Source organism: Pasteurella sp. WM03, assembly GCF_004570945.1.
GTDB lineage: Bacteria > Pseudomonadota > Gammaproteobacteria > Enterobacterales > Pasteurellaceae > Rodentibacter.
The window spans coordinates 90457-115807 of the sequence record NZ_SPPO01000006.1 but is presented as its reverse complement, the minus strand read 5'-3'; the positions used below and the strand labels follow the sequence as shown (position 1 = coordinate 115807).

Below are 25351 nucleotides of genomic sequence, written 5' to 3'. Positions count from 1 at the left end.
AAGCCGGTAGTGGTTTATCATTAGAAAATAATAGCATTGCCAATTTGGAGAATGTCACAATTACCGCAATCAATGGAGCAGATGCAGTATTTTACGATGCAGACAACAATAATACCCGCTCAGGTATTAATATTTCGAATTCCACATTAAAAGCAGATGAAGTTTTATTTGGAATGGTTACAAGAGCCGATCAAAATACTGAAGGTCGATTCCGGGTGAATATTAATAATTCAATATTCGATGCTCCTAGAATTATTAGAGCAGAAACCGATATTGTGGATAGTTTTTCTATCACTGAAAATATTACGTTCACAGCCAGTAATAGTAAATTAACCGGTTTAATGAATGTTGAGGATAATAAAAGTAAGCTCGACGTAACGTTAACGAATTCCACTTGGACAATCAAACCATATTTTTATGAAGATGAAGAGGGGGAAAGTGAATTATATTCTGCCAGCGTGACAAATCTTGCACTTAACAATAGCGTAATAAATTTAGAAAAAACCAATAATTTCCAAACCCTCACCATCAAAGGTAACCTGACAGGTTCAGGCATATTTAATCTCAATACCAATATCGCTGAAAATAAAGGCGATAAAATTATTGTAGAGGGAACCGCAGAAGGCAATCACAAACTAGGGGTGAAAGATCACGGTGTAGCAGTCGCAAATAAAAAATTGACTCTCGTTGAAACAAACGGCGGGAACGCAAAATTTAACTTAACTAACCCAAATAACCGTGTGGATTTAGGTGCATATCAGTATTTCCTAACCAAAGAAGGAAATAACTGGGTCTTGGCAAATTCACAAAGTGCGGTTACGCCACCTACAACACCGGATGTAAAACCGGAAATGCCTACACCAATAGCCCCAACAAATCCCGATGTACAACCGGAAATACCGAGTACACCAATAGAGCCTACAAATCCTAGCGTTCAGCCGGAAACACCAAACATACCGACTGTACCTATTGCGCCTATTATCCCGATTCAACCGACCAACCCGACTTTACCGCAAACTGCCTTATTATCCAATAAAGCCAATGCACAGGTCTCACTCCGCCAAGCCCAATTATTGCTTGTCGAAAATGAACTCAGCGGTATTCATCAACGTTTAGGCGAAGTGAAAAACGGAGAGAAAGGCAGTGTGTGGGTACAAAATGTGAATTCTCGTGAAAAATTGACCGCACTTTCTACCGGTGAAAGCCAAACTTCCGGCTTTAAACAAAATATTCATAGCTTACAAGTGGGAGCGGACGCTGCTGTAAATGATAATTTCCGACTAGGTGGATTTATCGGACGTAGCCAAGCCGACGTTGATTTCAATGGCAATTATGGAGAAGGCAAAGTACGTAGTAATACGGTGGGCCTATACACCACTTATCTCGCTAACAACGGCATTTATGTGGATAACATTGTGAAATATAGCCGCTTGAAAGCACAATCCGATCACACAGAAAAACATCGTTACAATGCCTATACGCTGTCAAGTGAGCTCGGTAAACAATTCAAATTGAGTGGCGATTGGATCATCACGCCACAAGCACAATTAGGTTGGACATACATTCAAAGTAAAGAAAATGAAGATAGCCTTTCTTCCGTTTACTCCCGTGTCGGTTTGCGTGCAGCGAAAAATTTCGCTCTAGCCAACGGTTGGAATTTACAACCTTATGCAGAAATTAATGCTATCACCAGTCGCAATAACAACAGCAAAATTCATTATGCAAATGCGGCACTAAATGTTGAAGACAGCCGTGGGCGTTTTGAAAGTGTTTTCGGTGTGAATGCAGGTGTAACAAACCATCGTTTCGGTTTAGAAATCAGCCGTGCAGATGGAAAACGTTACGACAAACCCTATCAAATCCAAGCATTATATCGCTATCAATGGTAATCCAAAGCAAAAGTGCGGTCAAAATTGGCCGCACTTTATCATTTAAAAATTCGCAAAACTACAACTTAATGTCCAACTGCGCATAAGCCCGTTTTGTTTTCTCCAACGCTTTTTCAACGGAAATATCCCGTGCTAACAACACCCCTAAGCGTCGATGCCCGTTGACTTCGCCTTTACCAAATAATCGGATATTGGTGTGCTGTTCTGCAAGGGCTTTATCAATTCCACTAAATTGGATATTTTTTGATTTTCCTTCCACCACAATGGCTTTGGATGCCGATGGGCTGATAAGCGTGATGTCAGGAATTGGTAAACCTAAAATTGCTCGAGCGTGAAGGGCAAATTCAGATAATTCCTGTGAAATTAAAGTCACCATACCGGTATCATGAGGGCGGGGAGAAACTTCATTAAAAATCACCTCATCACCACAAACAAACATTTCCACGCCAAAAATGCCTCGTCCACCTAATGCACCGGTGATTTTTTCTGCAATGGTCTGCGCCTTTTGTAATGCACTATCAGACATAGCTTGCGGTTGCCAAGATTCGCGATAATCACCATCTTCTTGGCGATGTCCGATAGGGGCAAGGAAACTCGTTCCATTAATGTGGCGAACCGTTAGTAAGGTGATTTCATAATCAAATTTAACAAAACCTTCAACAATGACACGTCCTGCACCGGCACGTCCCCCCTCCTGCGCATAGTCCCACGCTTTTTGTAGATCGTCTTTTGACTTCAAAATACTCTGTCCATGACCGGATGAAGACATAATCGGTTTTACCACGCATGGAATACCGATTTTTTCTACCGCACGTTGGAAATCGTCAAAGTTATCCACAAATTGGTAAGCGGAGGTTGGTAAACCTAATTCTTCTGACGCCAAACGGCGAATGCCTTCCCTGTTCATGGTGAGTTGCGTGGCTTTTGCCGTTGGGACAACATTAAAACCGGCTTGTTCCAATTCCACTAAGGTCGCTGTGGCAATCGCCTCCACTTCCGGCACAATATAATCAGGTTTTTCTTTTTCCACCAACGCTTTCAGCGCATCACCATCTAACATAGAAATCGTATAAGCACGATGTGCCACTTGCTGTGCGGGTGCATTTTCGTAACGATCGACTGCGATGACTTCTACACCTAAACGTTGCAGTTCAATCACCACTTCTTTACCTAACTCACCAGAGCCAAGCATCATCACTTTCGTTGCATTCGGGCTTAATGCGGTGCCAAGGGTTGTCATATTGTCTCCTTATTTTAATAACGATTCATCAAGGGAAAGTTCAGCATTTTTATTCACCCCAACACCACGAGCAATAACATTTTTAGCAATCTCGTGCGCTTCATCAAGAGAATGTTCTGTATAAGTGCCGCATTGGTAAATATTTAATTCAGGGATCGCCGCTTGATCTTTGACATTCAGAATATCTTGCATAGATGCTAACCATGCTTGCGCGACTTGTTGTTCGTTTGGCGTACCGATTAACGACATATAAAAACCGGTACGACAGCCCATTGGTGAAATATCAATAATTTCTACGCTATCACTATTTAAATGATCACGCATAAAACCGGCAAATAAATGTTCTAGGGTATGAATCCCTTTTGGTGGAAGAATTTCTTTATTTGGAATACAGAAACGTAAATCAAAAATGGTAATGTCATCGCCCTTTGGCGTTTTCATTATTTTTGCAATACGTACTGCAGGAGCATTCATTTTCGTGTGATCCACTTTAAAACTATCAAGTAATGGCATAAACTTTTCCTTATAAATCATTTGGTTGTAAATTTTATTCAAGAAATTGTCAATTTTTTCAATTTATTCCTGAACTTTCCGGCAAGTATTGGGTCTTAGAATACGAGCAACTTGCAGTTGTTTTAATAAAATTGGTTCCTTAGGTTATTTGCCCTTCACTCGTTGAAGGGCTTTTTTTAGGCATTTTATAAGAACGGCGTACTTAAAAACAATAACAATGTATAACGAATCAATTTGCCTATAAAAATAAATAGGCAACTTGCTGTAAAGTTTAAACGTAGCCAACCTGCGACCGCACAAAATAAATCGCCGATAATCGGTAACCAACTCAGCAACAGCACCCCTGCACCATAACGTTGCAGCTTTTCCATAACCCACAAAGTGCGGTCATTTTTACTTTCAAATTTAGGAAACCAACGACCAATCGCATAAGTCGTAAGACTGCCTAAACCGTTTCCCAATGTGGCAATAAAAACAAGTCCTAAAATATCCGAACCGAACACGGAATTGAAAGTTAATTTTGGAATAGCCAATGTTATAAATACGACTTCCGAATTACCGGGTAGCACGGTGGCACTTAAAAAAGCACTGGCAAACATTAACCATAGTGAATGATTTTGCCAAGTTTCAGCCCAAAAACTAAAGGAAAACCAATCCATATTAGAAATTGGGTTGATAAGTTCGTATATAATTTTCGCGATCTTGTTCGGTTATTTCCCGTACAACACGACAAGGATTACCAAATGCTAAAACATTATTCGGTAAATCTTTATTCACGACACTACCGGCACCCACTACAACATTATCGCCTATCGTCACCCCCGGTAAAATCACGACACTGCCGCCAATCCAAACATTATTGCCAATAGTAATCGGCTTGGCTTGCTCCCACCCCATATTACGCAATTCGACATCTAAAGGGTGTCCCACGGTATAAAGGCTAACATTGGGTGCGAACATCACATCATCACCAATGGTGATACCACCATTATCCAACATCACACAATGATAATTAGCAAAGAAATTCTTCCCCACTTTGATGTTTATCCCATAATCACAGTGAAAAGGGGCATTAATAGCGGTCGTTTTATCCGCTTGACCAAACAATTTTCTGATCAACCTATTTTGCGTGTCATCATCATTCGGTGAAGTGCGGTTAAATTCAAACAAGATTTCTCGAGCCTGTTGGCGCATACGTTTTAATTCCGCTTTTTCAGGTAAATGCGCCAATCCGGCCATCATTTTTTCATATTCAGTCATTCTTTATGCTTTAATCAGTTGCTGCGTACGCACATCAAATACATCCATTCCTGCATTTAATCCTGCCTGAACGCCTAAATCGGCATCTTCAAACACAATACAATTTGCCGGATTCACACCTGTTAATTCTGCACATCGTAAGAATGTTTCCGGATGAGGTTTATGTTGTTTTACATCATCGGCACTGACAATCGCATCAAAATAATCCGCAATCGCAAGTTTCTCCATTAACATATCAATTAAATGGCGATGAGAGCCGGAACCTAATGAAATCGGCTTTTTTTGATGAAAATGTCGAACAATCTCAAAAGTGGGAAGTAATTTTGATTCGGTAGGAATTAATTGATAAGAAAGTGCTCGTTTTGCCTCAATCACTTCATCAAGGTAGCGTTGCGGCATACCGGCTTTTTCCATAATCGCCGAAGCAATAGTTCGCACTGTCGCCCCGCCCAGTTGATACATAATTTGGCTGTCAAACTCATAGCCGAATTGTTCTCCCACCCTTCCCCAAGCACGGGCATGTACCGGCATCGTATCAATCAATGTGCCATCCATATCAAAAATCAACCCCTCATAGCGATTGAAAACGGTATTGTCTATCATCTTTGTTAATTCCTTATGAATTTTATGATTTGTTACCAATTTGTGATCTATGCACTGTTTTCTTTACATAAAGTGCGGTAGATTATGGGAGATAATTTTAGAGGAACAGGAGCCAAAATGCGACTGCTTAATCAACTTGAACGCTGGAAATTACGTAAACAGATTAATCAGCCGATTATTGATGTGATATTTCAGTTGCGTGATCGTCTAGAGCATTATTGGAAAGCAGATGTCAATTCTAAGTTGGTCGATATGTTATTGTTCCATGTCGCTTGTAGCCTTGGGCGCATTGAACGTGGAGGCTGCGCGTCTCCCCTCTACCAAGAGATGTTTAAAGAAATCCAAAGTGCGGTCATTTTTCCGCAAGTTTTAAGAATTCACAAAGATTTGCTCTCTTTTATGCCTTTTGACATTCCCCATGCGGAACAAACCTATTTTTTAGCAAATCTTTATTCGTTATTGTTAGAGCAAAAACAAATTTACGAGATGCGGTCAATCACGCCCTCAGGTTAATTAAACACCAGCCCCAATTCCAACTCTTTCAAACTATGACTTTCTTGACGAAGTTCATTCCAAATCAGTGGATTTCGTTCAAGATAGCCTTGTTCAAATTCTAATATCCAATCTGTAGAAATACGACTGGTCTTAAGCATAATTTTTTGGGTTTTCTCTGTGGCTTGGCGAGATTTATTCAACATCACCGCAAGACGTAATAAACGAATTAATGCCAGTACATCTTGTTCATCATAACGGGCAAATTGCGTTAAATCGGTGATTTTTAATGTGCCGATGTGTAAGCGTACAAGCAATGCGAGCAAACGTTGTTGCTCCCGATCAAATCCCGGCAGTTCCATATTTTGTAGAATATATGCCGAATGTTTTTGCATACCTTTATGGTTAATCACAATCCCCACTTCATGTAGGCGTGCAGCCCAAAGCAATACACTTTTCATTTCCTCTGCCTGTGCCGGTTTAATCCATTGGGTATATTGATGTGCCAGTAGATTTGCACTGCCTGCGGTGCGATGAGCCTGCTCAGTATCAATATCAAATTGTTCTGTTAGTCCCCATGCTGTACGTGCTCGGATATCTGCGACTTGGAAATTTCTCTCAAGACTGTAAATCATTCCTTCACGCAATGCACCATCGGAATAACGCATCTGCCCAATGTGAAACACATCAAACACCGCACTTAAAATCGCCAATCCCGGGACAAAAACGTCCACTCGCTCCGGATTCAATCCAATCATATTTAATTCATCAAAATGCTGCGCCCGCAATGTTTGCTCAATTAAATCCTCTAAACGGGCTTTAGTAATAATGCCATTCGGATCTAAAGTAGCCACAATTACTTGATGCACGGTTTTAATCGTACCGGAAGAACCCAATACGGATTGCCAGCCAAGATTACGGTATTCCCAACCTAGATCTTCAATTTTATTGACCGCACTTTGATAGGCTTTTTCAAAATTTTCTTGAGAAATTTTGCCATCCTTGAAATATTTTGATGCAAAACTCACACACCCCATATGGCGACTCTCTGCAACAATCGGTGTGAAATCATCGCCTACAATCATTTCAGTAGAGCCACCACCAATATCCACTACCAATTTTCTGCCTTTCTCCGGCTGCGTATGACACACCCCGGCATAGATAGTTTTTGCCTCAGTTTGCCCACTAATAATATTAATCGGATAAGGGAAAACTGCCGCCGCTTGGCGTAAAAATTCGTCATTATTGACCGCTCTTCGCAAAGTATAGGTGCCGACAACATTCACATTTTCCGGCGTAAATCCCTGCAAACGCTCAGCAAATAATGCCAAACAATTTACACCTCGACTAATAGCTTCTTGGCTTAATACGGCATTTTCGTCCAATCCTTCCGCTAATTTCACTTTTTGTTTTAAACGTGATAACACCTGAATAGAGCCATTCATAATTCTGGCCACAATCATATGGAAACTATTTGAGCCAAGATCAATCGCCGCAATTTCACGGGTATTCGTTCGAGGATAAGACAAAATCTCTTGTTCGGCTTGCAATTCGTTATTCATAAAATCATTCCTAAAATTCAAATTGATAAAGTAAATCAAATACTTGGTTTGTACTAGAAACCGATTGGAAATAAAGTTGTGGGAGTAATCGATAACGTAAAGTCACCTCCGCTAAGCCATCAAATAGGCCGACCCCATATTTTACCTGCAAGCGTTTACCAATATTACCGCTTACTTGCACTTTTGAGCTATCACCCACTCCAGCCGTGCCAAGATTTAAATCTTGAATACCAAAGGCTTCGCCAATGCCACCTACAAGTTTACTGCTTTTTGCCAATCCCATGCCAAGTAATGCCGCTCCCACCGAGCCGCCTGATCCGGCTTGCCCACTGTCTTCTAAAGAACGCCCTGTGAGTAAATAAGAAAGCGCCTGATCTTGCGGTTTCGTTGGATTAGAAAAAACCGTTACTTCCGGATTGGTTGCCACACCTACCACTTTTACCCCAGCCGTGATCTTGCTATCTTCCATAGCATCCGGATTACGAATAGCTTCAATATTCAACATTGGCTGTGAAGCCAAGCCGGCAAAATGAATTTGTCCTTTACGGATGATTAAATCCTGTCCAAAAGAGGCGTAACGCCCATTTTTTAAATCAATTTGACCATATAAACCCAAGCGCCCTTTTTCTTGTTTAACAGCAAGTAATCCGTCCAAATTAGATTTAAAACCGTAAGCATCGAAATGGACATCATTGCCGATATTAATCTTTAAATCAGAACGAATTTCCATACCGGATTGGGTAGTGGAGGCAAACTCTCGATTAATCAACACTTCTTTACTTTTACGCGGGCCATTTAAAATCACTTCATCTTCACTTACCGGCTCGGCATTCTCCGGTAAAGCATCCACCTTAATCCGTGCCCATGGAATATCCACATTTCCCGATAATTCCAATAACTTTGGCGTAGCCTTTGCTAACACGTTAGTAGAAAGGCGAAGTTTTCCTATTGAGGGGAGATCAAGTTTAAAGTTTTCGGTTTCGGCTCTCACCTCCGTGCTCCACACCGATAAATTTGTCCAATTTGCACGACCATTCATTCTTAAACTGCCTGCGGGTGTTTGTATATTGCCTTGTAAAGTGGAATGAGTGCCATCAAAACGAAGTGCCATTTCACCATTTGTCACTTCAAAAGGGAGCATTTTTAGTTTGGTTTTCAGGTGACGAAGATCGAAATGCCCGTTTAACAACGGTTTTTCAAGATTTCCTCCTAGTGTGAGTGTCGAAACAATTTCACCATTGATGTTTTCTCCATGACTGAATAACTGATTTAATAAGGCTAAATTTAATCGTTCAATACGGAATGTTCCGCCAAGATGACGTGCGCCACTTAAATCATTCAATTTCAAATCCGTGTGGATACGGCCTTGATTTTGCACACTGATATCCGATTTTAATGTCAGATTGTTATTTTGAATATCTGTATTTAATGTCAACTTTGGAATAGCAAGTTTAAATGTGCGGTAATCTAATTTTTGCGTCACCAAAAGGTTATCACCGTTCAGTGATACATTTAGCATGAACGGTTTATCGCTAAACCAAGCCACTTTTCCTTCACTACGCAACTGTCCCTTCAACATATCTTGCTCAGTCAATTTATTTACTAAATTCAAATTAAGACGTTTGACGCTAAATGGAATTTCCCCTTTTTCTCCCACTCTAAAGTCCTGAGGGAAACACAAATCCACATCGCTATTTACCCAACAATGTGTGCCAATTGAAGCTTGTGTTAAGTTATTATCATAGGTGACAGAAATAGATTGATTTGGTTTTATCTCACCAATCGGCGTATCAATTTTTACTTGGCTCAACGTGCCCTTCCATTGCTGTGAAGTGCGGTCAAAATTCCCGGAGATTTGTAAATTTGCTGCCGCTGGTTTACCTTGAGAAGCGAAAACTAATTTGTGATTTTTTTCATCACCTGTCAGCGTTAAATTGACGGAATGTATTGCTACCGTATCGCCATAACGAATATTTCCGCCTTTTACGCTTAGCTCTCCTTTCAATAGGGGAGCACTCAAAAGATTGCCTTTAATCGTTGCACCGGCAATATTTAGAGTCTGCCAATGGAGATTTTGTGTATTGAGATCAACTATCACATGAGGTTCGCTCAATTTACCTTTTATTGTGGCTTTTCCTACCACCGAACCTGCCACATCAGCATATAACCCCCGTAAATTTGGTGCATGAATATCTAATGTGAGATCCGATTGCTCACTCAATTCACCCTTGGCATGAAGCCGATTCTCTCCGTAATTCAGCAAGAGCACCGGAATATTCACCAATACCTTATCACTTAAGAGCAAATTACCTTTCAAACTTAGTGGACGATTGGAAAGCTTACCGCTTAAATCCAATGTTGGGATATCCACATGCCAACCGGCACTCCCCTCCGCACCCGATACGGCCAATTTACCAGACAGCACCGCCGGCATCTCAGGAACATAAGGGCGAATATTCATGTTGCTTAAATCCGCTTTTGCCTCCCATTTCACACCATATTTCCAGCTTGCCGATCCCTTTAATATTGCCGAACCGTCTAACGTCTTGAGATTAAACTCATTAATCTTCGCTTCATATAATTTCCCCCCCGCATCAAGTGATAAATGTGTGTGAGGAATATGCGTCATCCCCTCCACATCACCCACTAATTTTGCTTGATAATCAAGCAAATCACCACTTAAGGTTAATGCCACATCGTTAATTTTGAGCGGCATTAAATTTTCGGCAAAACTATATTGCCCCTTAGAGACCTTTAAGGTGAGATTTAATGGCATTTTATCTTCTGCTAATTTCACCTCACCATCTAGCTGTGCATCCAGCCCCCCCTTTGTTGTGAGAGAAAGTGCGGTTGTTTTTTTCAGCGATCCTGAAAGAGAAAATTGCACATCTGTTTTAGAAAGGATATCTTTTCCTTCGGATTGAATCGCATTAAGTGCGGAAGTTAAGCTCAAATCAACCGGAAAATCACCATTAAGTTGTAATGAACCCTGTGAATCTAAATTACCTAATGAACTTTCTAAGGCTAATTTTTTAAGTTGAACCTCATATCCTGTGGCATCGGCTTGTAACATCAAATGAGACAGACCAATACGTTGTAATTCTTCAGATTGTTCATTTTGTAAGAGATATTGCCAATCCTTCGCAACAAGGCTTGGAATATGAATATCAAAAGGCAAATTCACTTCATTTAAATTGCCTAAAAATGCAGGAGTAAGATTTTGTTCAATGGCATCCCAATCCACCGGTTGATGATTTTTCGGTTCAGCCGGCTTTTTTGTTGGGTTGGGTTGAACATGTTTAACATTAAGCTTATTAAGTTCAGTCGGTGCTAATATCAAGCCCGATTCATTATTTAAACTGACCGCGCTTTGAAAATGCTCAAGGTCAATATGAGTTTGATCAAGTTGGAATCTGAGTTTATCCACAGTGACATTTTTCACATCAAGACTGATTGGTAAACTCAGTTTTTTCATCGGAGAAGATCCCGTCTGTTTTTGTTCTGATGGCGCTAATTTAGTGGTATCTAGAAAAATCTCGGGAGATTTAATATCCACATCTTCTACACAAATTTTACGAGAAAGTAAACAGCCAAAATCCAGCTGTAAGCGAGCTTGAGCAATTTTAGTATCAACGCCTGCCGTTTGATAACCTATATTTTGCAAAATTAACCCTTGTTGTAACCCTCCTTCAATATGTTCGATAGAAAGATCATCAAGCAGGTTATCCACCACCCGAATTAGTCCTCGCTGCCCGGCATCAAAAGAGAGCATTCCGACAAGAGCAACAACAGGTACAAAAATGACCGCACTTCCTATACAAATGGCTTTACGGAAACCACTTTTTTTCTTCTCGGGTATGGATTGAGGTGGTGTATCTTCCGTTTTTATTTCTTGTTTCGACATAATTTCACCTAAATTTCTGTACCTAAGCCAATGTAGAATTGAATGTTACTACTCTTATCTTTGTCTCGTATTGGGGTCGCAATATCAAATTTAATCGCCCCCACAGGTGATGCCCAACGGACACCGAGACCCGCACCATAGCGTAATTCTTCATGAGTAAAACGATTTGCTGCAAACCCGGCATCCACGAAAGTTGCCCCCCACCAAGAAGGATAAACTTGATATTGATATTCAAAAGATCCTGTTAGCAAACGAGAACCACCCACAAGTTTGTTATTATGATCTCTCGGTGAAATTTTTTTATAACCGTAACCACGTACGCTGCGATCACCCCCAGCAAAAAAACGTAATGTCGGTGGGATTTTATTAATATCTTTAGTGTTTAAATAACCTATTTCGGCACGAGTGATAATACGGTGATTTTCCGCATAAGTGCGAATCCACCCCGTTGAAGCTTGCACTTTAAAAAAACTTGCATCAGACAGTAACCCTTTATAAGCCACATCTACAGTGATTTTTTGTGAATCCCCCCAAGTCGGAAACATTCCACCACGCAAGCGGGTTCGATTAAAACCACCAGTTGGATAAACCAAAAGGGTTTTATCATCAACATCTGCTTGGATAAATTTATCATAACGCGCCCTCACACCGGCAAAATATTGCCAACCTTCGGCATTATTCCAGTAACGTAGTCCAGCTAATGTCATGGAGGTGGTTTTAGTGTCATTTTTATCCTCATTTTCTAAACCGGCAGAAAATTCGTAATAATAATTCAAGGGATTTTTCAAGAGTGGGACTTTATATATCACTTCAAGAGTTTGCTTTGGTGAAGATACATAAAGATTGTTACGAAAACTGTGTCCACGATCATTAATCCAGGGTTTTGTCCAACCAATTTGTAAATGAGGACCGGTATCTGTAGCAAATCCAACCCCTAATTCCATCGCATTTTTTTTACGGGGATACATTAAGACATCTAAATTTACGACTTTATTTTCTTCATCGACTTGAGGCTGTAATAACACGGAGCTAAACCAATTCGTCGAAGAAAAATCATTGCTCAGCTCAGAAAGTTGATTTAGTAAATAAGGATCGCCCGATTTAATCTTTAACATATTTTGCAAATAATCTTCACGAATTTGCGTACTATTGAATTTTATTTCGCCATAATGGTAACGCACGCCACTATCAAATAGCATTCGCCACCAAGCCTGATGGGTTTCCGGGCTAATCTCTAAACGGGAAACCGCAAATTTCCCCTCTAAATAACCACGAGCGAGAGCAAGGCTGGAAAGGCTACTTTTATAATCATCATATTTTTGATGTTCAACTAACTCGCCCTCTTTTGGTAAATTTTTACGCAAATCATCAAATGCCTCATCTTGCGCAGCCTCCCCTTCAATCTGGACATCCGTACCTGCAATTCGCGTAGGTTCCCCCGGTTTGACATAGGCAATAAGTAGATCCCGCCCTTTTTTTTGCTTTTTTAATTCAAAAGTGACCGAAGAATCATAATAACCAAATACACGCAAACCTTTATCTACGGCATCAGTAACAAGTTGCTTATAACGATCTGAGCCATCCATTTCTTCTTTATTGATCAGCTCGACATTAAGTTCTGTGTTGCGAATAGCACGCTCCCCCTTGATCCCCCGAATTTCAATATCTACGGTTTGCTCAGCAAACACAGAAAATGCCGAGAAAGAAAATAAAAGTGCGGTTAATTTGAGAGGATATTTTTTCATTTTTGTTAGCTAAACATTATTAAAAATTGATGATTAAGCCATGCTAGTTTACCTAATAAACCCAAAGGCTTTGAATATTTTTTAAAACTTTTTAATTAATTGAAAACCAGAGTATAAAAATGCGGTTGAAATCAACCGCACTTTTTTCTGTTAATGATTGGAAAATTTTACTTCCTGCACAATACGCTTTGCGGTGGCAATAGGTAATTGCCCAATAAATGTGATTTCTTTATCACCAATCACTTCACTATATAACGTATATTCGCCCTGTTTCCACGTTTGATCTTGGTGAGGTTGTGGGCTTTCCGCCTTGGTGACATATAAAGTGAAGGTGAACAAGCCATCGCTGAATAAAGCACTATCAATAATTTCACCATCAAACAAATCTTGGCTATAGCGAATACTTTCAAATCCATGTGGTAACCAACCGGCTTTCCAGCTAAGTGTGGCGACAGTATTTTGTGCTTCATTGAGTAATGGTGGCGTTGAAACCTTATTTAAATAATCTGTTAATCCTTTTAGACGATCATCAATATAAAGTGTCACAACTCGAAATTGATCCAACAATTTACCATCACGATCAAGCATATCGCTGCGAAGCAATAAACCGTTTTCTTCATCGACAAAAACGACATATTGATAGCGAAAATCATCTTTTGGCACAATCCGAATGGTATCGACAAAGCGACCGGCTACCCGGTTTTTTCCTAACACAATAAAGTCATAGTTTTCCGCTAATTTATCAAAATTACTGCGAATCACAGACGGCAATGCATCAACAATACTGCCACTATTGAGCGTGAAAGCTCGAGACCCTAACTGGAAATAGCTGACCAAATTATCACGCTGAATAATTTCCTGTTGCTCTCCATCAAGCGTAACTAATTGTGCATAAGTTTTATTATCACGTTTGATATGACGATAACGAAAAGAATCCATATTTGCCGGAGAAGTTTGCACAAAAGCAATTTCATAATTGAGATGATTCGCCGCTTGTGCCATTCTTTCCAAAGTTTGCCTTGCAGAAACGTCCTCCGCTATAGCAGAAAAACTGAAAAGAAAAGTCAACAAAAGAGCGCCCAAGTTTAACGATATTTTTTTCATAACCTGATGATTCATAAAAAAATTCACCACATCAAAGCGATTGGTGGTGAATTATCTCGGTTTATTAAATAATTATTTTGCCTGATTGCTACCAACATTCAAAGCATCGGCATGCATACGGCGTTGTAATTCATAGTTTTGCAACATTGCACCAATACGGCGATTTTTTTGTTCCATCTGATCAGCCTTTGCAACATCTTTGGTCGGTGCATTATAGCTGACTTCTTGAACCGAATTATTAAAAGGCAAGGTTTGTAAAACCGGCGTTTCCGGTGCATTATTTACATCATTTTTGGCATTAAATGATTGTACGCCAAATACCGCCACCAAACATACACTCGCTGCCACGGCAATTTGAGCAACTGGCGCAAAGAAAGACTTGAATTTACGCATAAATGGTAAGTTTTTCACATCCTCAACTGTTGGCTGAGAAGTGGTGATTTCTACCCTTTCAATTTCTTCATGTTCAATTAAATCAGCCATTTTTGCAGTAAAATCCGTGCCTAAAATAACCGCACTTTCTTTCCGAATTACTGCTCGTGCCATATGATAAGCAGCCCAAGACCGGCTCAATGATTTATCACAACATAACTTTTCCGTAAATGAGGCATCAACTTGCTCGCCATCCATATAGGCTGAAAGTAACTCTTTTTGCATTTTAAACTCCAACTTTTTAACGTTGCATAAGCGGTTGTATCTTGTTTTCGATAATTTCACGTGCACGGAAAATTCGAGAACGCACAGTGCCTACGGGACAATCCATAATTTGTGCGATATCTTCATAACTTAAGCCTTCTAATTCACGAAGTGTAATCGCTGTTTTTAAATCCTCCGGCATACCGTTAATCGTATCAAACACAATTTTTTCCAGTTCACCGGATAACATTTCATTTTCTGGGGTATCCACCTCACGGAGATGAGTTCCCACATCATAGCTTTCAGCATCTTCTGCTAAAATATCTTCGCTTGGTGGACGACGCCCCTGCGCCGTTAAATAATTTTTCGCCGTATTCACGGCAATTCGATATAGCCAAGTGTAGAACGCACTATCACCACGAAAAGATTCTATGGAACGATAGGCTTTTATAAAGGATTCTTGTACAACATCGGGAATGTCATTACGCGAAACATAGCGGGTAAGTAACCCCGCAACTTTATTTTGATAACGCGAAACCAATAAGTTAAAGGCTTTTTTATCGCCTTGCTGTACCCTTTCTACCAAAGCTTGATCTGTTAGCTGTTCAGCCATATTTCTCCTAATGCTATGTCTAACACGCCTTAATATCCAAGACAGCAAGCTCTCACTGTTTTATCTGACATAGGGGGGGTTAAAAAGTTCAAAGGTTAAAAATAAATTTAAGTAGTGGGCATTTTTTGTATGATTTGAATATATTCCACCATATTTTGAATCTCAATATCTTCAGATTTACCTCGGTTAAAAAACCAAGAGAAAAGTTGCAAATCCGTGCAGGCAAGTAAGCGAATAAACGCATCTTTTTGGTTATCTGAGAGATGCTCAAAATGCTGTTTGTAAAATGGCATAATGATGTTATCCAGTTCCAACATACCACGTCGGCAATCCCATTCAATGCGAAGTTTGTTATATTTTTCCATATTGCCCTCTGTCTATAAAAGTGCGGTCAATTTTTTCAAAGATTTTTGGTTTATTTGTAGGGACACACAGTGTGTCCCACATTTTTCATTTTGTGTATTTATTACATAGTGCTAAAAATACCCAAAAAGCCAACCGCACTTTAGTTGGATTATTCCGTTGCTGATTTCGGTTTAATCACCGCATAAATCACGCCGGTCACCAAAGCCCCTGCTGCAATAGCGGCTAAATAGCGCATTGGTTCGGAAACGAATGGAATCACAAATAATCCGCCGTGTGGCGCCTGCAATGTGATATCCGAAGCCATGGAAATTGCCCCTGCTGTTGCACCACCAATAACGGAGCTAATAATCACGCGAATCGGATCCGCCGCCACAAAAGGCAATGCTCCTTCTGAAATAAAACATAACCCTAACACAAAAGAAGCTTTACCTGCGTCCCGTTGGTTGGCGGTAAATTTATTGCGGGCAATCCAAGTGGCAATCGCCATACCGATTGGTGGCACCATACCTGCCGCCATCGCCGCTGCCATTGGTGTGTAAATTTGCGAAGCGATCATTCCTACTGAGAAGGTATAAGCCGCTTTATTGACAGGTCCGCCCATATCAATACACATCATTGCACCGATTAGAGTCCCCAATACAATGGCATTCACTTCGCCCATCGATTTTAACCATTCGCTTAAAGCACTCATCACTTGTGAAACCGGCGGATTGATCACATAGATCATCGCCAATCCCACAATTAATGAGCCTAAAAGCGGTAATATTAAAATCGGTTTTAGGGAGGTTAAACTTGCCGGTAATTTAATCGCAACGTTCAACCCTTTTACTACATAACCGGCAAGGAAACCGGCAACAATTCCCCCTAAAATCCCGGCTCCGGCCGTTGTAGCAAGCATACCGCCAATCAACCCCACAGCAAGCCCCGGTCTATCAGCAATAGAAAATGCCACATAACCGGCAAATACGGCGATCATTAGATGGAAAGCTGCGCCACCGCCAATATCCATCAAGGCTTTTGGAATACCATGGAAAATAGTTTCATCTTTAAAGGCTTCAATACCAAACATAAAAGAAATAGCAATTAATAAGCCACCAGCAACAACCAAAGGCAGCATATGGGATACGCCTGTCATCAAGTGCTTATATATACCTTTTTTCTCACCAGTTTCATCAGCACTCGTATTTTTTGTATTCCCTCCCTCAAATACTTTGGCTTCTTTAAAGGCCTTGTCGAACTCTTGTGCTGTTTTCTTCAAAGCTAGCCCCGTAGAAGTACGATACATCGGTTTGCCTTTAAATTTGTCCAACGGCACATCAATATCTGCTGCCACAAAAACAAGATCAGCCGTCGCCACTTCTTCAGGGGTAATTTCGTTGCCAGCACCCACCTGACCTCGGGTTTCTACTTTTACATTCCAACCCTGTTTTTTCGCATAAGCTTCTATCGCCTCTGCGGACATAAAAGTATGTGCTACACCTGTTGGACAAGCAGTAACAGCCACGATATTTTTCACGCCAGAAATACCGGCAAAATTGACCGCACTTTCAGGTGCAACATAATCAACACCATTTGCTAAAGCATTCGCCAAAGTCACTTCCGGTGAATTCATCGCAATATCAACGCCCACCATAAACACTTTTTTGCCCATTAATGCGGGATTATTTGGTAATTGTGAACCGAATACGAGGGCTAAATCAGCCTCTATGATATTTTCTACCAGTGAAACATTTGCTTTCTGTGCAGCCGCACGAAATACTTCACGTAATAAATAGAATTTTGCTCTGCCTATATCGGGTGATTGGGTTAAAAATAACTTCATTTTATTATCCTTCAATCTCTGTAATCTTCACTTGGTTTAAAATTGGGTCAAGTCGTGTAGGATCGCTTACTCCCACATTACTTTGCGAAACGGCAAACGCAGAAACCGCACTGGCAAAGGCTAAGGTTTCTGATTTTGATAAACCTTTTTCAATGCCATAAATTAACCCTGCCACCATAGAATCACCCGCCCCCACGGTGCTGACAATATTCTCACATTTTGGCGGCTGTGCTTTTATCACACCTTCATTGTTAATCCATAATGAGCCTTCAGCCCCCATGGAAATGATCACATTTTCAATTCCTTGTGCTTTTAACTGCTGTGCAGCATTGATAATCTCTTCTTCTGTATTAAGCCGATGACCAATCCAACTTTCTAATTCACGATGATTAGGTTTTACCAACCAAGGATGCGCCTTCAAACCAGCATTCAGCGCTGCATTGCTTGTATCTAACACCACTTTTACGCCTTCCTGATGCAATTGATTTAACCATTCAGCAAACAATTCCGGTGTAACACCACGAGGTAAACTGCCACACACAGCGACAATATCGTAATCCAAACAATAGGCTAAAGAATCCGCTGCAAATTGCTGCCAAGCCTGTGGATTAATGTCATAACCAAGAAAATTTAAATCCGTAACATCTGCTTCGGTTTCGGTGATTTTGACATTAATACGGGTTTTTCCGGCAACGCGATGAAATTTATCTTGCAAACCCTGTTTATTAAACATTTGTTCAAAATCACCGGCATTGTCTTCGCCAAGAAATCCGCCGACTGCGACATCAACGTCTAAATCCTTCAGCACTTTTGCCACATTAATGCCTTTACCGGCTGGGAAAATCCCTAGGGTTTCAACGGTATTGACTTCACCTAATTCTATACGTGATAAACGACCGACTAAATCATAGGCAGTGTTTAAGGTTATAGTTGCAACCTTTGCCATCATTCTTCCCCTTTCCCTTCGCCAAGACCTGATTCAATGGCAAGACGAATACCTTCAATAGCTTCTTTTGCTTGCTCACCTGTTGCCACGAAACGTAAACGGGAACCTTTCACCACCCCTAACGCTACAATTTTCATCAGGCTTTTCGCACTCACTAATTGGGAATCACGATCAAGATTTTGTACGGCGACTGAAGCATTGTATTTTTTCACTTCATTGACTAATACGGCACTTGGGCGGGCATGTAAGCCGTGTTCGTTATTAATCATAAATACCGCTTCAATAGCATCGGAAGGTAACCCACTATCTTCCGCTACCGCCGGTGCATGACTTTGTTCATCCATCACTTCAATCGTATCCGGTTCTGCCGGCGGAACTGAAGAAACATTTTCACCTAAGCCCTCGGCAATCGCCTGACCAAGGGATTCAATCGCTTGTTTGGCATCATCACCTTCCGCCACAAAACGCAGACGATGTCCTTGTATCACCCCCAATGCCACGATTTTCATCAGGCTTTTCGCACTCACCACCTCACTACCACGAGTTATATTTTGTACGGTGATTTTTGCCGCAAATTTTTTCACTTCATTGACTAACACCGCACTTGGACGAGCGTGTAAACCGTGTTCATTACGAATCGTAAAAGTTCCTACCACAGTATTTGAAACCTGTGCAGTCTGAATTTTCTCCGAAACAGAAACATCACCGCCTGAAAGAGCGGTCAAAATCTCAGTAGAATTTCCATTTAATAGTGCTGTTTGCACATTTTCTTCAAGCAAACGGGATAATACCGGAGCAATCGCATCACTCACAGCAGAAATGGTGATGACACCTTTTACCGGCTTGCCATTATGATTAAAAATAGTTTTTGCTCGGCTAAATACTAATGAATTTTTTAGATTACCCGAAACCGCATCAGTGACCCATAATCCTTTACCCAATGGTAATGCCGCATTACCAATCACTTCAGAAACAAAGCGATTTTCTACCGCACTTTGTGTTTGTAATTGACCGGCATTCATTGCTACCAAAGTCAGTAAACTTTGGGTATCAACATCTAAATGAATATTTTCTTTAGGAAGACAAAAATCTTCTGTCGTTTCGCCCATTAAAATGGCTCGAAACTGTGCCACATCCGTTATTTTCGCTAATTTTACTGAGGTATCCTCATCACCAAGCACGTGAGTTAATTGACGTAATAACGCCAAATGTTCATCAGAACGTGCGGCAATCCCAATTACCACATAGGCAATATTGCCTTCCCCCCATTCAATCCCTTGGGGAAATTGAAACACTTGCACACCGGTTTTTTTCACCATTTCACGGGTTTCCAAGGTTCCATGAGGAATGGCAATACCATTACCGAGAAACGTGGAGGTTTGTTGCTCACGCGCCAACATTCCCTGTAAATAGCCTGATTCTACATTGCCCGCAGTTTCCAATGCTTGAGCAGCCATTTCAATGGCTTGTAGCTTGGTTTCTACGCGAATATTTAAATGAATGTTGCTTTCCGAAAGTTCTAACATTCTTACTCCTTAGTCTAAGATTTAGAAAAAGAAAAACTGTTGATAAAACAATTTTTATCAACAGTTTAATTTATTATTGAGATGTACAAATTTTTAACAGTTCATCGCTGCCTTTTGCGATGTATTCATCATTTTCATCTCGAGCTTTACCTTTCTTCAAATCACGCATAGCGTCATAAATCCCTTGGGTGATACTTGGTGAATCTAATTTGCTCCAACAAGTTTGACTTAAGCGGTTGAAATTGTTTTGTAGAGCTTCTGCATGTAGTACGCCACTTTGATAAGCATAAATATCGGAATCATGCCCACCGGTATTATAAAGGTTGTCTTGGATTTGTTTAATCGGCACTAAAATACGACCTAAATACCAATCATTGGCACCACTGGCAAAATTATCGACATAGAAGTATTCATTCACACGGCCTTTATAAGTCGCTACCGTTGCTTCATACGCCGCCGCATAAGATTTCTGATCAATCTTGTCTTTATCTAAATTAATCACTTTTTTATCACTATCCATAAATGGGATATAGGATGTGACGGAAGAACAAGCTGTCAAAATAATGGAAAACAGCAATACTGAGATTTTTTTTAACATAGTCATTCCTATTTAATTAGGATCTGAGATAAATCGCCGCCATTATACTGACTGCGAGGGATTACGCAAGAAAGCTGAGGTTTATTCACTTTCTTTCACAAAAGACACTAAAATTTGGTCAATTTTAAAGTTCTCTGTATCAATCACTTCAAATTTATATTTGCCATAAATGACAAAATCGGTCTTTTTAGGAATTTTACGTAACATATACATCATAAAGCCGCTGATTGTTTCGTAATTTTCTTCATCGGGAAATGATTCTATATCCAATACACGCATAACATCTTCAAGAGGCGTTGCGCCATCAATCAACCAAGAATTTTCATCACGGCTGACGATTTGTTCTTCTTCACTGGAAACCAATTCTCCCATCACAATACTCATTACATCATTGAGTGTGACAATCCCCACGACTAACGCATATTCATTAACGATAATAGCAAAATCCTCACCGGTAGATTTAAAAAGCTCCAGCACTTCATAAAGCGAAAGGGTATCCGGCACAAATAAAGATTTGCGTAATAACTTAGGATCCGTCAATGAGACATTCGCATTTTGCAGATACATTGTCAGTAAGGTGTGAGATTCGACATAGCCTAAAATTTTATCAAGCCCATTATCACAAATGACAATCTTAGAGTGGGAGTCACGCGAGAGGGTATCCATGACTTCTTGACGGCTAAAAGTACGGTCTAAATATACGATATTTTCACGTGTCGTCATCGTGGAGGTAACGGTACGTTCCTGCATATCAAAAATATTTTCAATAAGATAATGCTGTTGGGTCTTTAATACACCGGCTTCTGCACCGGCTTCAACAACGGCAACAATATCTTCCGGGGTCATATTATCATCACGTAGTGTTGACACACCAAAAAGTTTGAAAAGTAAATTTGATAATCCATCAAACACCCAAACGATTGGTTTTAATAGAAAAATAAGTACCTGCATAATGCCAACAGTCCGTAATGCAACGGCTTCAGGATTAATCAGTGCAAGCCGTTTCGGCATTAAATCCGCTAAAAGAATAAAAGAGCAAGTCACAAGCAGAAAAGCAATCCAAGATGAAGCGGAGTCAACCCAAGCTTCTTGAATATGTCCACTCAAAAGATGTTGTAAATGAATACTAAGGTTTGCTTCACCAATCATTCCTCCAAGCACCGCAACCATATTTAATCCAATTTGCACTACGGTGATAAATCGTCCGGGCTGTTCTTGCAATTTCAAGACTTGTGCGGCTTTCAGATTACCTTCATTTGCCATATTTTGTAATTTTATACGGCGGGCACCAGCAAGAGAAATTTCGGCGGATGAAACAATAGCACTAATAATAATTAATACGATTATGACTAAAATCGCTGTAAATAAACTCATAATTTTCTCGTAAACTTGATGGGGTTTAGTAGGGACACACTGCGTGTTTCCGCTAACATATTGAAATCATTTGATTTTATAACGGACACACGCAGTGTGTCCCTACATTAGTATTGAATAATACCGTTATTTTTGACCGTACTTTGAAAGAAATGAAATCTTAATTTTCGCTGTCAAACCAGCCGCGAACAAATTGAATGGAAAGGAATAATGTTACCAGTAAGAACGCATAAAACATCCAAGCTAAAATCGGATGGCTTGGGGTAACCTCACCACTGATTTCTTTCACGGAGACAGCATTACGGAATTCATCAAACATGGTGAGACGCCAACCATAATATTTGATTTGTACCAATTTATTTTCATTGCCCATGGCTTGTGCTTGAGCCTGTAAATTAGCAGAACCAAATTTAAAATAGAAAGGAAAACCCCAACGAGTATCTTCGTTGCGGTAAACCATAATTTTCCCCTCATCATTTTGTGTATTGATGTAATACACATCACGTGTTGGACCATCTGCCGGATTGGATTTGGTAATCGGCCCGTCTTTATCAACACGTTTCACTTCCACACCCGTCACACGGGTCACATCATAGTGGGGGAAAACATAGTTCACCACGGAAAACATAAAACCGTGGAAAGCAAACAACACTAAAAATAGAAAATATTTGAAAAATTTACGCATCATGGTTTCTCTCTTGAATTTGGGCATTTATTGTACATTAATTTTAAATAAACGCTCGAAATTTTGTGTGGTGATCTGTGCAAATTCTTCCATAGACACACCTTTTAAGGTTGCTACATATTCACACACTTCACGTGTATAAGCCGGTTGATTTTCCTTACCACGATAAGGCACCGGTGCAAGATAAGGCGAATCTGTTTCTACCAATAAACGATCGACCGGGACATAACGAATCGCTTCACGAATCGCTTCAGCATTTTTAAACGTAATAATGCCGGAACAAGAAATATAAAATCCTAAATCTAACGCTTTTTTGGCAAAATCTAAGGTTTCGGTAAAACAATGAATCACTCCACCGCACTTTTCTGCATGATGCTCACGCAACATAGAAATTGTATCATCTCCGGCTGAACGGGTATGAATAATCACCGGTTTATTGAGTTGATTTGCAATGTCAATTTGGTTGGCAAATATCTCTTGCTGTTCTGTTTTATTATCTATACTGTAATAATAATCCAATCCAATTTCACCAATAGCAATCACTTTTTTATCTTGTGCCAAACGCAATAAACGTGCGGCATCGTAAGGTTCTTCTTCAAAATCCAGCGGATGAACACCACACGCCAGTGAAATATTGTCAAATTGGCACAATGTCTTATAGGCTTTTTCAAAACGACTTAATGTCACACCAATCGCAAGTAGATGTTTCACATCACGTGCATAGGCTTTTTCTACCACATCAGCAATATTTTTGTGTAAATTTTCATAATCCAATGCATCTAAATGGCAGTGAGAATCAACAATAAACATCAATTTTTTCCTTTATATTTCAATTTTCAACGGGAAATACCCTTCTATTATTACTTTTCAAACACATCCGTGACAAGTTTGGTTAATCCGTCTAGCAGCATTAATTCTACGTTCACACCATTAATGGAAAGGAGATCTGACCGCACTTTTTGCATAATTTGGATGGCTTGCAACAAACTAAGTGGTGTTTGTTCATCACTAAATTGTTGAACGCCTCTCACTAAATCTGTCACTTGACGATGGCTATTAATGTCAAGTTTATGTTTTAGGCTGTCGGCAAGAAACGCCAAAATCCAATCCAGTTGGCGAACATAATGTTCTTTGTCAAATAGAGGGAGAAGTTCCAAAGGGGAGCGACGGCGATAAAAACGCCAAAATTGGCGAAGAAGATCTTTCCGCTGTTCAATCAACCCCTGTTGTAGTACCTCTAAGGCAAACAGCGGGCGACCTAAGCTCATTGAAAGTGCGGTAGAAATTTCTTGTATTTCTGCCTCACATTGCGTTTTCAGCCAATCATGAGCCACTTGCTCTGAAGGAGCAGGCAAATTCCATACCTGACAACGGCTGTAAATTGTCGCTAACAAACTCGCAGAACTGTCCGCCTGCAACAAAAAATAAGTATTTGGGCGAGGTTCTTCCAAAGTTTTAAGCAACGCATTAGCTGCCGCTTCCGTCAAGCGTTCTGCTTCTTTTATATATACGACTTTATTACCATTTTGTTGGGCGTGCTGTGCGACAATCTCATTAATTTCGCGCACTTGATCCACACCAATATCTTTTCCTTCTATCGGGCGTAATTCGTGGTAATCAGGGTGACTTTGAGCCTTCATCAAATGGCAAGCATGGCATTGCCCACAAGGTTCAGTATTTTGAGGAGCCAGACACATAATATAGTGAGAAAGCGTCTCAAAGAGGTGTTCTACGCCTAATCCCGAATCGGATTTTATTAGCATAGCATGATGTCCTAAACCTTCCGAGAAGGTTTGGACTATTTTGGTATAAGTCGGCACAAGCCAGGGGTAAAGTGCGGTCATTTTTCGTTATGTTTCCACCAATTTTTAACTGCACTTTCAATATCCGCACGCACTTGTTCAATGCGCTGTTCTGCGTTGATAGTAACGGCTTTTGGATTATCTTTCACCAATTCCAAATAACGGGCTCGGGTACGGTAGAAAAAATCAAGATTCATTTGTTCAATGCGATCCAGCTCCCCCCTCCCACGCGCACGTGCTAAACCAATAGTAGGATCAATATCTAAATAGAGGGTCAGATCCGGCTCAAAATCCCCTAGAATGGTCTCTTTCAAAGTTTTCATTAAATATGAATCAAGCTGACGCCCGCCACCTTGATAAGCTTGTGATGACATATCGTGGCGATCACCCACCACCCATTTGCCTTGAGCAAGTGCCGGCTTAATCACATTTTCGACTAATTGAATTCGAGCAGCATAGATCATTAATAATTCCGCTTTATCAGTTACCGGCTCTTCTTTTTCGTGTTTTATCAGCTGACGTAATTTTTCCGCCAAAGGCGTTCCCCCCGGTTCTCGGGTAAACACAACATCGTCAATTCCCAATTCATTTAATACATCCACGACTGATTGATGTGCGGTACTTTTTCCCGCCCCTTCTAATCCTTCAATGACTATAAATTTTCCGGTCAT

At 40.4% G+C, this 25351-nt stretch carries 23 protein-coding genes; 2 read left to right on the top strand and 21 right to left on the bottom strand.

Features of this window, described 5'->3' with window-relative positions:
• Nucleotides 1–44 precede the first annotated feature (44 nt).
• The gene (locus E4T92_RS07580; protein WP_228063578.1) at nucleotides 45–1889 is read left to right on the top strand and encodes an autotransporter outer membrane beta-barrel domain-containing protein; all 1845 of its coding nucleotides are present in this window, start codon (nucleotides 45–47) and stop codon (nucleotides 1887–1889) included.
• Nucleotides 1890–1947: 58 nt separating this feature from the next.
• On the opposite strand, the gene purT is transcribed toward E4T92_RS07580, so the two are convergent.
• From purT to E4T92_RS07555, 5 genes are all read right to left on the bottom strand, one after another.
• The gene (purT, locus tag E4T92_RS07575; protein ID WP_135094128.1) at nucleotides 1948–3129 is read right to left on the bottom strand and encodes a formate-dependent phosphoribosylglycinamide formyltransferase; all 1182 of its coding nucleotides are present in this window, start codon (nucleotides 3127–3129) and stop codon (nucleotides 1948–1950) included.
• A gap of 9 nt (nucleotides 3130–3138) precedes the next feature.
• Nucleotides 3139–3642, bottom strand: a complete 504-nt coding sequence (luxS, locus tag E4T92_RS07570) for an S-ribosylhomocysteine lyase (RefSeq protein ID WP_135094127.1) — start codon at nucleotides 3640–3642, stop codon at nucleotides 3139–3141.
• Between the two features lie 185 nt (nucleotides 3643–3827).
• Nucleotides 3828–4301, bottom strand: a complete 474-nt coding sequence (locus E4T92_RS07565; protein ID WP_077541272.1) for a YqaA family protein — start codon at nucleotides 4299–4301, stop codon at nucleotides 3828–3830.
• A gap of 1 nt (nucleotide 4302) precedes the next feature.
• Entirely contained in the window at nucleotides 4303–4902 is a 600-nt protein-coding gene (locus tag E4T92_RS07560; RefSeq protein WP_077541274.1) for a sugar O-acetyltransferase, read from the bottom strand.
• Nucleotides 4903–4905: 3 nt separating this feature from the next.
• On the bottom strand, nucleotides 4906–5505 hold the full coding sequence (locus tag E4T92_RS07555; protein ID WP_077541276.1) for a beta-phosphoglucomutase family hydrolase: 600 nt from the start codon (nucleotides 5503–5505) through the stop codon (nucleotides 4906–4908).
• Nucleotides 5506–5622: 117 nt separating this feature from the next.
• Between E4T92_RS07555 and E4T92_RS07550 the strand changes: the two genes are divergently transcribed.
• Nucleotides 5623–6018: a PRD domain-containing protein gene (locus E4T92_RS07550; protein WP_077541278.1), complete on the top strand. Its 396-nt coding sequence runs from the start codon at nucleotides 5623–5625 to the stop codon at nucleotides 6016–6018.
• Here the strand turns inward: E4T92_RS07550 and ppx are convergent.
• The 16 genes from ppx to tmk form a co-directional block, all read right to left on the bottom strand.
• Nucleotides 6015–7559 carry an exopolyphosphatase gene (ppx, locus tag E4T92_RS07545; protein WP_135094126.1) on the bottom strand — a complete coding sequence of 515 codons (1545 nt, stop codon included), beginning with the start codon at nucleotides 7557–7559 and terminating at the stop codon, nucleotides 6015–6017. The two genes, E4T92_RS07550 and ppx, sit on opposite strands and share 4 nt — an antisense overlap.
• 10 nt (nucleotides 7560–7569) lie before the next feature.
• Nucleotides 7570–11463 carry a translocation/assembly module TamB domain-containing protein gene (locus E4T92_RS07540; RefSeq protein ID WP_135094125.1) on the bottom strand — a complete coding sequence of 1298 codons (3894 nt, stop codon included), beginning with the start codon at nucleotides 11461–11463 and terminating at the stop codon, nucleotides 7570–7572.
• 8 nt (nucleotides 11464–11471) lie between these two features.
• A complete protein-coding gene (locus E4T92_RS07535; RefSeq protein ID WP_135094124.1) occupies nucleotides 11472–13208 on the bottom strand; it encodes an autotransporter assembly complex family protein in 1737 nt (578 codons plus the stop codon).
• A gap of 150 nt (nucleotides 13209–13358) precedes the next feature.
• The gene (gene rseB, locus E4T92_RS07530; protein WP_135094168.1) at nucleotides 13359–14312 is read right to left on the bottom strand and encodes a sigma-E factor regulatory protein RseB; all 954 of its coding nucleotides are present in this window, start codon (nucleotides 14310–14312) and stop codon (nucleotides 13359–13361) included.
• Nucleotides 14313–14384: 72 nt separating this feature from the next.
• Entirely contained in the window at nucleotides 14385–14969 is a 585-nt protein-coding gene (locus E4T92_RS07525) for a sigma-E factor negative regulatory protein (RefSeq protein ID WP_135094123.1), read from the bottom strand.
• Nucleotides 14970–14985: 16 nt separating this feature from the next.
• Nucleotides 14986–15561 (bottom strand): RNA polymerase sigma factor RpoE, encoded by a 576-nt coding sequence (gene rpoE, locus E4T92_RS07520; protein WP_077541290.1) that lies wholly within the window; start codon nucleotides 15559–15561, stop codon nucleotides 14986–14988.
• Between the two features lie 107 nt (nucleotides 15562–15668).
• Nucleotides 15669–15926, bottom strand: a complete 258-nt coding sequence (locus E4T92_RS07515; RefSeq protein WP_135094122.1) for a succinate dehydrogenase assembly factor 2 — start codon at nucleotides 15924–15926, stop codon at nucleotides 15669–15671.
• Nucleotides 15927–16075: 149 nt separating this feature from the next.
• Nucleotides 16076–17749 (bottom strand): fructose-specific PTS transporter subunit EIIC, encoded by a 1674-nt coding sequence (locus E4T92_RS07510; RefSeq protein WP_135094121.1) that lies wholly within the window; start codon nucleotides 17747–17749, stop codon nucleotides 16076–16078.
• 4 nt (nucleotides 17750–17753) lie between these two features.
• Entirely contained in the window at nucleotides 17754–18695 is a 942-nt protein-coding gene (gene fruK, locus E4T92_RS07505) for a 1-phosphofructokinase (protein WP_135094120.1), read from the bottom strand.
• Complete coding sequence (gene fruB / locus E4T92_RS07500; RefSeq protein ID WP_135094119.1) at nucleotides 18695–20221, bottom strand: fused PTS fructose transporter subunit IIA/HPr protein; 1527 nt, start codon at nucleotides 20219–20221, stop codon at nucleotides 18695–18697. Before fruB ends, fruK begins: the two co-directional genes overlap by 1 nt.
• A gap of 73 nt (nucleotides 20222–20294) precedes the next feature.
• Nucleotides 20295–20819: a hypothetical protein gene (locus tag E4T92_RS07495; RefSeq protein WP_167754031.1), complete on the bottom strand. Its 525-nt coding sequence runs from the start codon at nucleotides 20817–20819 to the stop codon at nucleotides 20295–20297.
• Between the two features lie 81 nt (nucleotides 20820–20900).
• Nucleotides 20901–22193: a hemolysin family protein gene (locus E4T92_RS07490; protein WP_135094117.1), complete on the bottom strand. Its 1293-nt coding sequence runs from the start codon at nucleotides 22191–22193 to the stop codon at nucleotides 20901–20903.
• 160 nt (nucleotides 22194–22353) lie between these two features.
• Complete coding sequence (locus E4T92_RS07485) at nucleotides 22354–22878, bottom strand: DUF1523 family protein (protein ID WP_135094167.1); 525 nt, start codon at nucleotides 22876–22878, stop codon at nucleotides 22354–22356.
• Between the two features lie 27 nt (nucleotides 22879–22905).
• Entirely contained in the window at nucleotides 22906–23688 is a 783-nt protein-coding gene (locus tag E4T92_RS07480; protein WP_135094116.1) for a YchF/TatD family DNA exonuclease, read from the bottom strand.
• A gap of 50 nt (nucleotides 23689–23738) precedes the next feature.
• Entirely contained in the window at nucleotides 23739–24722 is a 984-nt protein-coding gene (locus E4T92_RS07475) for a DNA polymerase III subunit delta' (protein WP_135094115.1), read from the bottom strand.
• Nucleotides 24719–25351: a dTMP kinase gene (gene tmk / locus E4T92_RS07470; RefSeq protein ID WP_167754030.1), complete on the bottom strand. Its 633-nt coding sequence runs from the start codon at nucleotides 25349–25351 to the stop codon at nucleotides 24719–24721. The genes E4T92_RS07475 and tmk overlap by 4 nt, the downstream gene beginning before the upstream one ends.

Coding starts and splice junctions, on each gene's coding strand:
- E4T92_RS07525 (WP_135094123.1), bottom strand. CDS start 14,969: ATGCAAAAAGAGTTACTTTCAGCCTATATGGATGGCGAGCAAGTTGAT.
- E4T92_RS07540 (WP_135094125.1), bottom strand. CDS start 11,463: ATGTCGAAACAAGAAATAAAAACGGAAGATACACCACCTCAATCCATA.
- E4T92_RS07550 (WP_077541278.1), top strand. CDS start 5,623: ATGCGACTGCTTAATCAACTTGAACGCTGGAAATTACGTAAACAGATT.
- E4T92_RS07480 (WP_135094116.1), bottom strand. CDS start 23,688: ATGTTTATTGTTGATTCTCACTGCCATTTAGATGCATTGGATTATGAA.
- purT (WP_135094128.1), bottom strand. CDS start 3,129: ATGACAACCCTTGGCACCGCATTAAGCCCGAATGCAACGAAAGTGATG.
- E4T92_RS07535 (WP_135094124.1), bottom strand. CDS start 13,208: ATGAAAAAATATCCTCTCAAATTAACCGCACTTTTATTTTCTTTCTCG.
- E4T92_RS07510 (WP_135094121.1), bottom strand. CDS start 17,749: ATGAAGTTATTTTTAACCCAATCACCCGATATAGGCAGAGCAAAATTC.
- E4T92_RS07490 (WP_135094117.1), bottom strand. CDS start 22,193: ATGAGTTTATTTACAGCGATTTTAGTCATAATCGTATTAATTATTATT.
- E4T92_RS07495 (WP_167754031.1), bottom strand. CDS start 20,819: ATGTTAAAAAAAATCTCAGTATTGCTGTTTTCCATTATTTTGACAGCT.
- E4T92_RS07475 (WP_135094115.1), bottom strand. CDS start 24,722: ATGACCGCACTTTACCCCTGGCTTGTGCCGACTTATACCAAAATAGTC.
- E4T92_RS07485 (WP_135094167.1), bottom strand. CDS start 22,878: ATGCGTAAATTTTTCAAATATTTTCTATTTTTAGTGTTGTTTGCTTTC.
- E4T92_RS07560 (WP_077541274.1), bottom strand. CDS start 4,902: ATGACTGAATATGAAAAAATGATGGCCGGATTGGCGCATTTACCTGAA.
- E4T92_RS07515 (WP_135094122.1), bottom strand. CDS start 15,926: ATGGAAAAATATAACAAACTTCGCATTGAATGGGATTGCCGACGTGGT.
- E4T92_RS07565 (WP_077541272.1), bottom strand. CDS start 4,301: ATGGATTGGTTTTCCTTTAGTTTTTGGGCTGAAACTTGGCAAAATCAT.
- ppx (WP_135094126.1), bottom strand. CDS start 7,559: ATGAATAACGAATTGCAAGCCGAACAAGAGATTTTGTCTTATCCTCGA.
- fruK (WP_135094120.1), bottom strand. CDS start 18,695: ATGGCAAAGGTTGCAACTATAACCTTAAACACTGCCTATGATTTAGTC.
- luxS (WP_135094127.1), bottom strand. CDS start 3,642: ATGCCATTACTTGATAGTTTTAAAGTGGATCACACGAAAATGAATGCT.
- tmk (WP_167754030.1), bottom strand. CDS start 25,351: ATGACCGGAAAATTTATAGTCATTGAAGGATTAGAAGGGGCGGGAAAA.
- rseB (WP_135094168.1), bottom strand. CDS start 14,312: ATGAAAAAAATATCGTTAAACTTGGGCGCTCTTTTGTTGACTTTTCTT.
- fruB (WP_135094119.1), bottom strand. CDS start 20,221: ATGTTAGAACTTTCGGAAAGCAACATTCATTTAAATATTCGCGTAGAA.
- E4T92_RS07555 (WP_077541276.1), bottom strand. CDS start 5,505: ATGATAGACAATACCGTTTTCAATCGCTATGAGGGGTTGATTTTTGAT.
- rpoE (WP_077541290.1), bottom strand. CDS start 15,561: ATGGCTGAACAGCTAACAGATCAAGCTTTGGTAGAAAGGGTACAGCAA.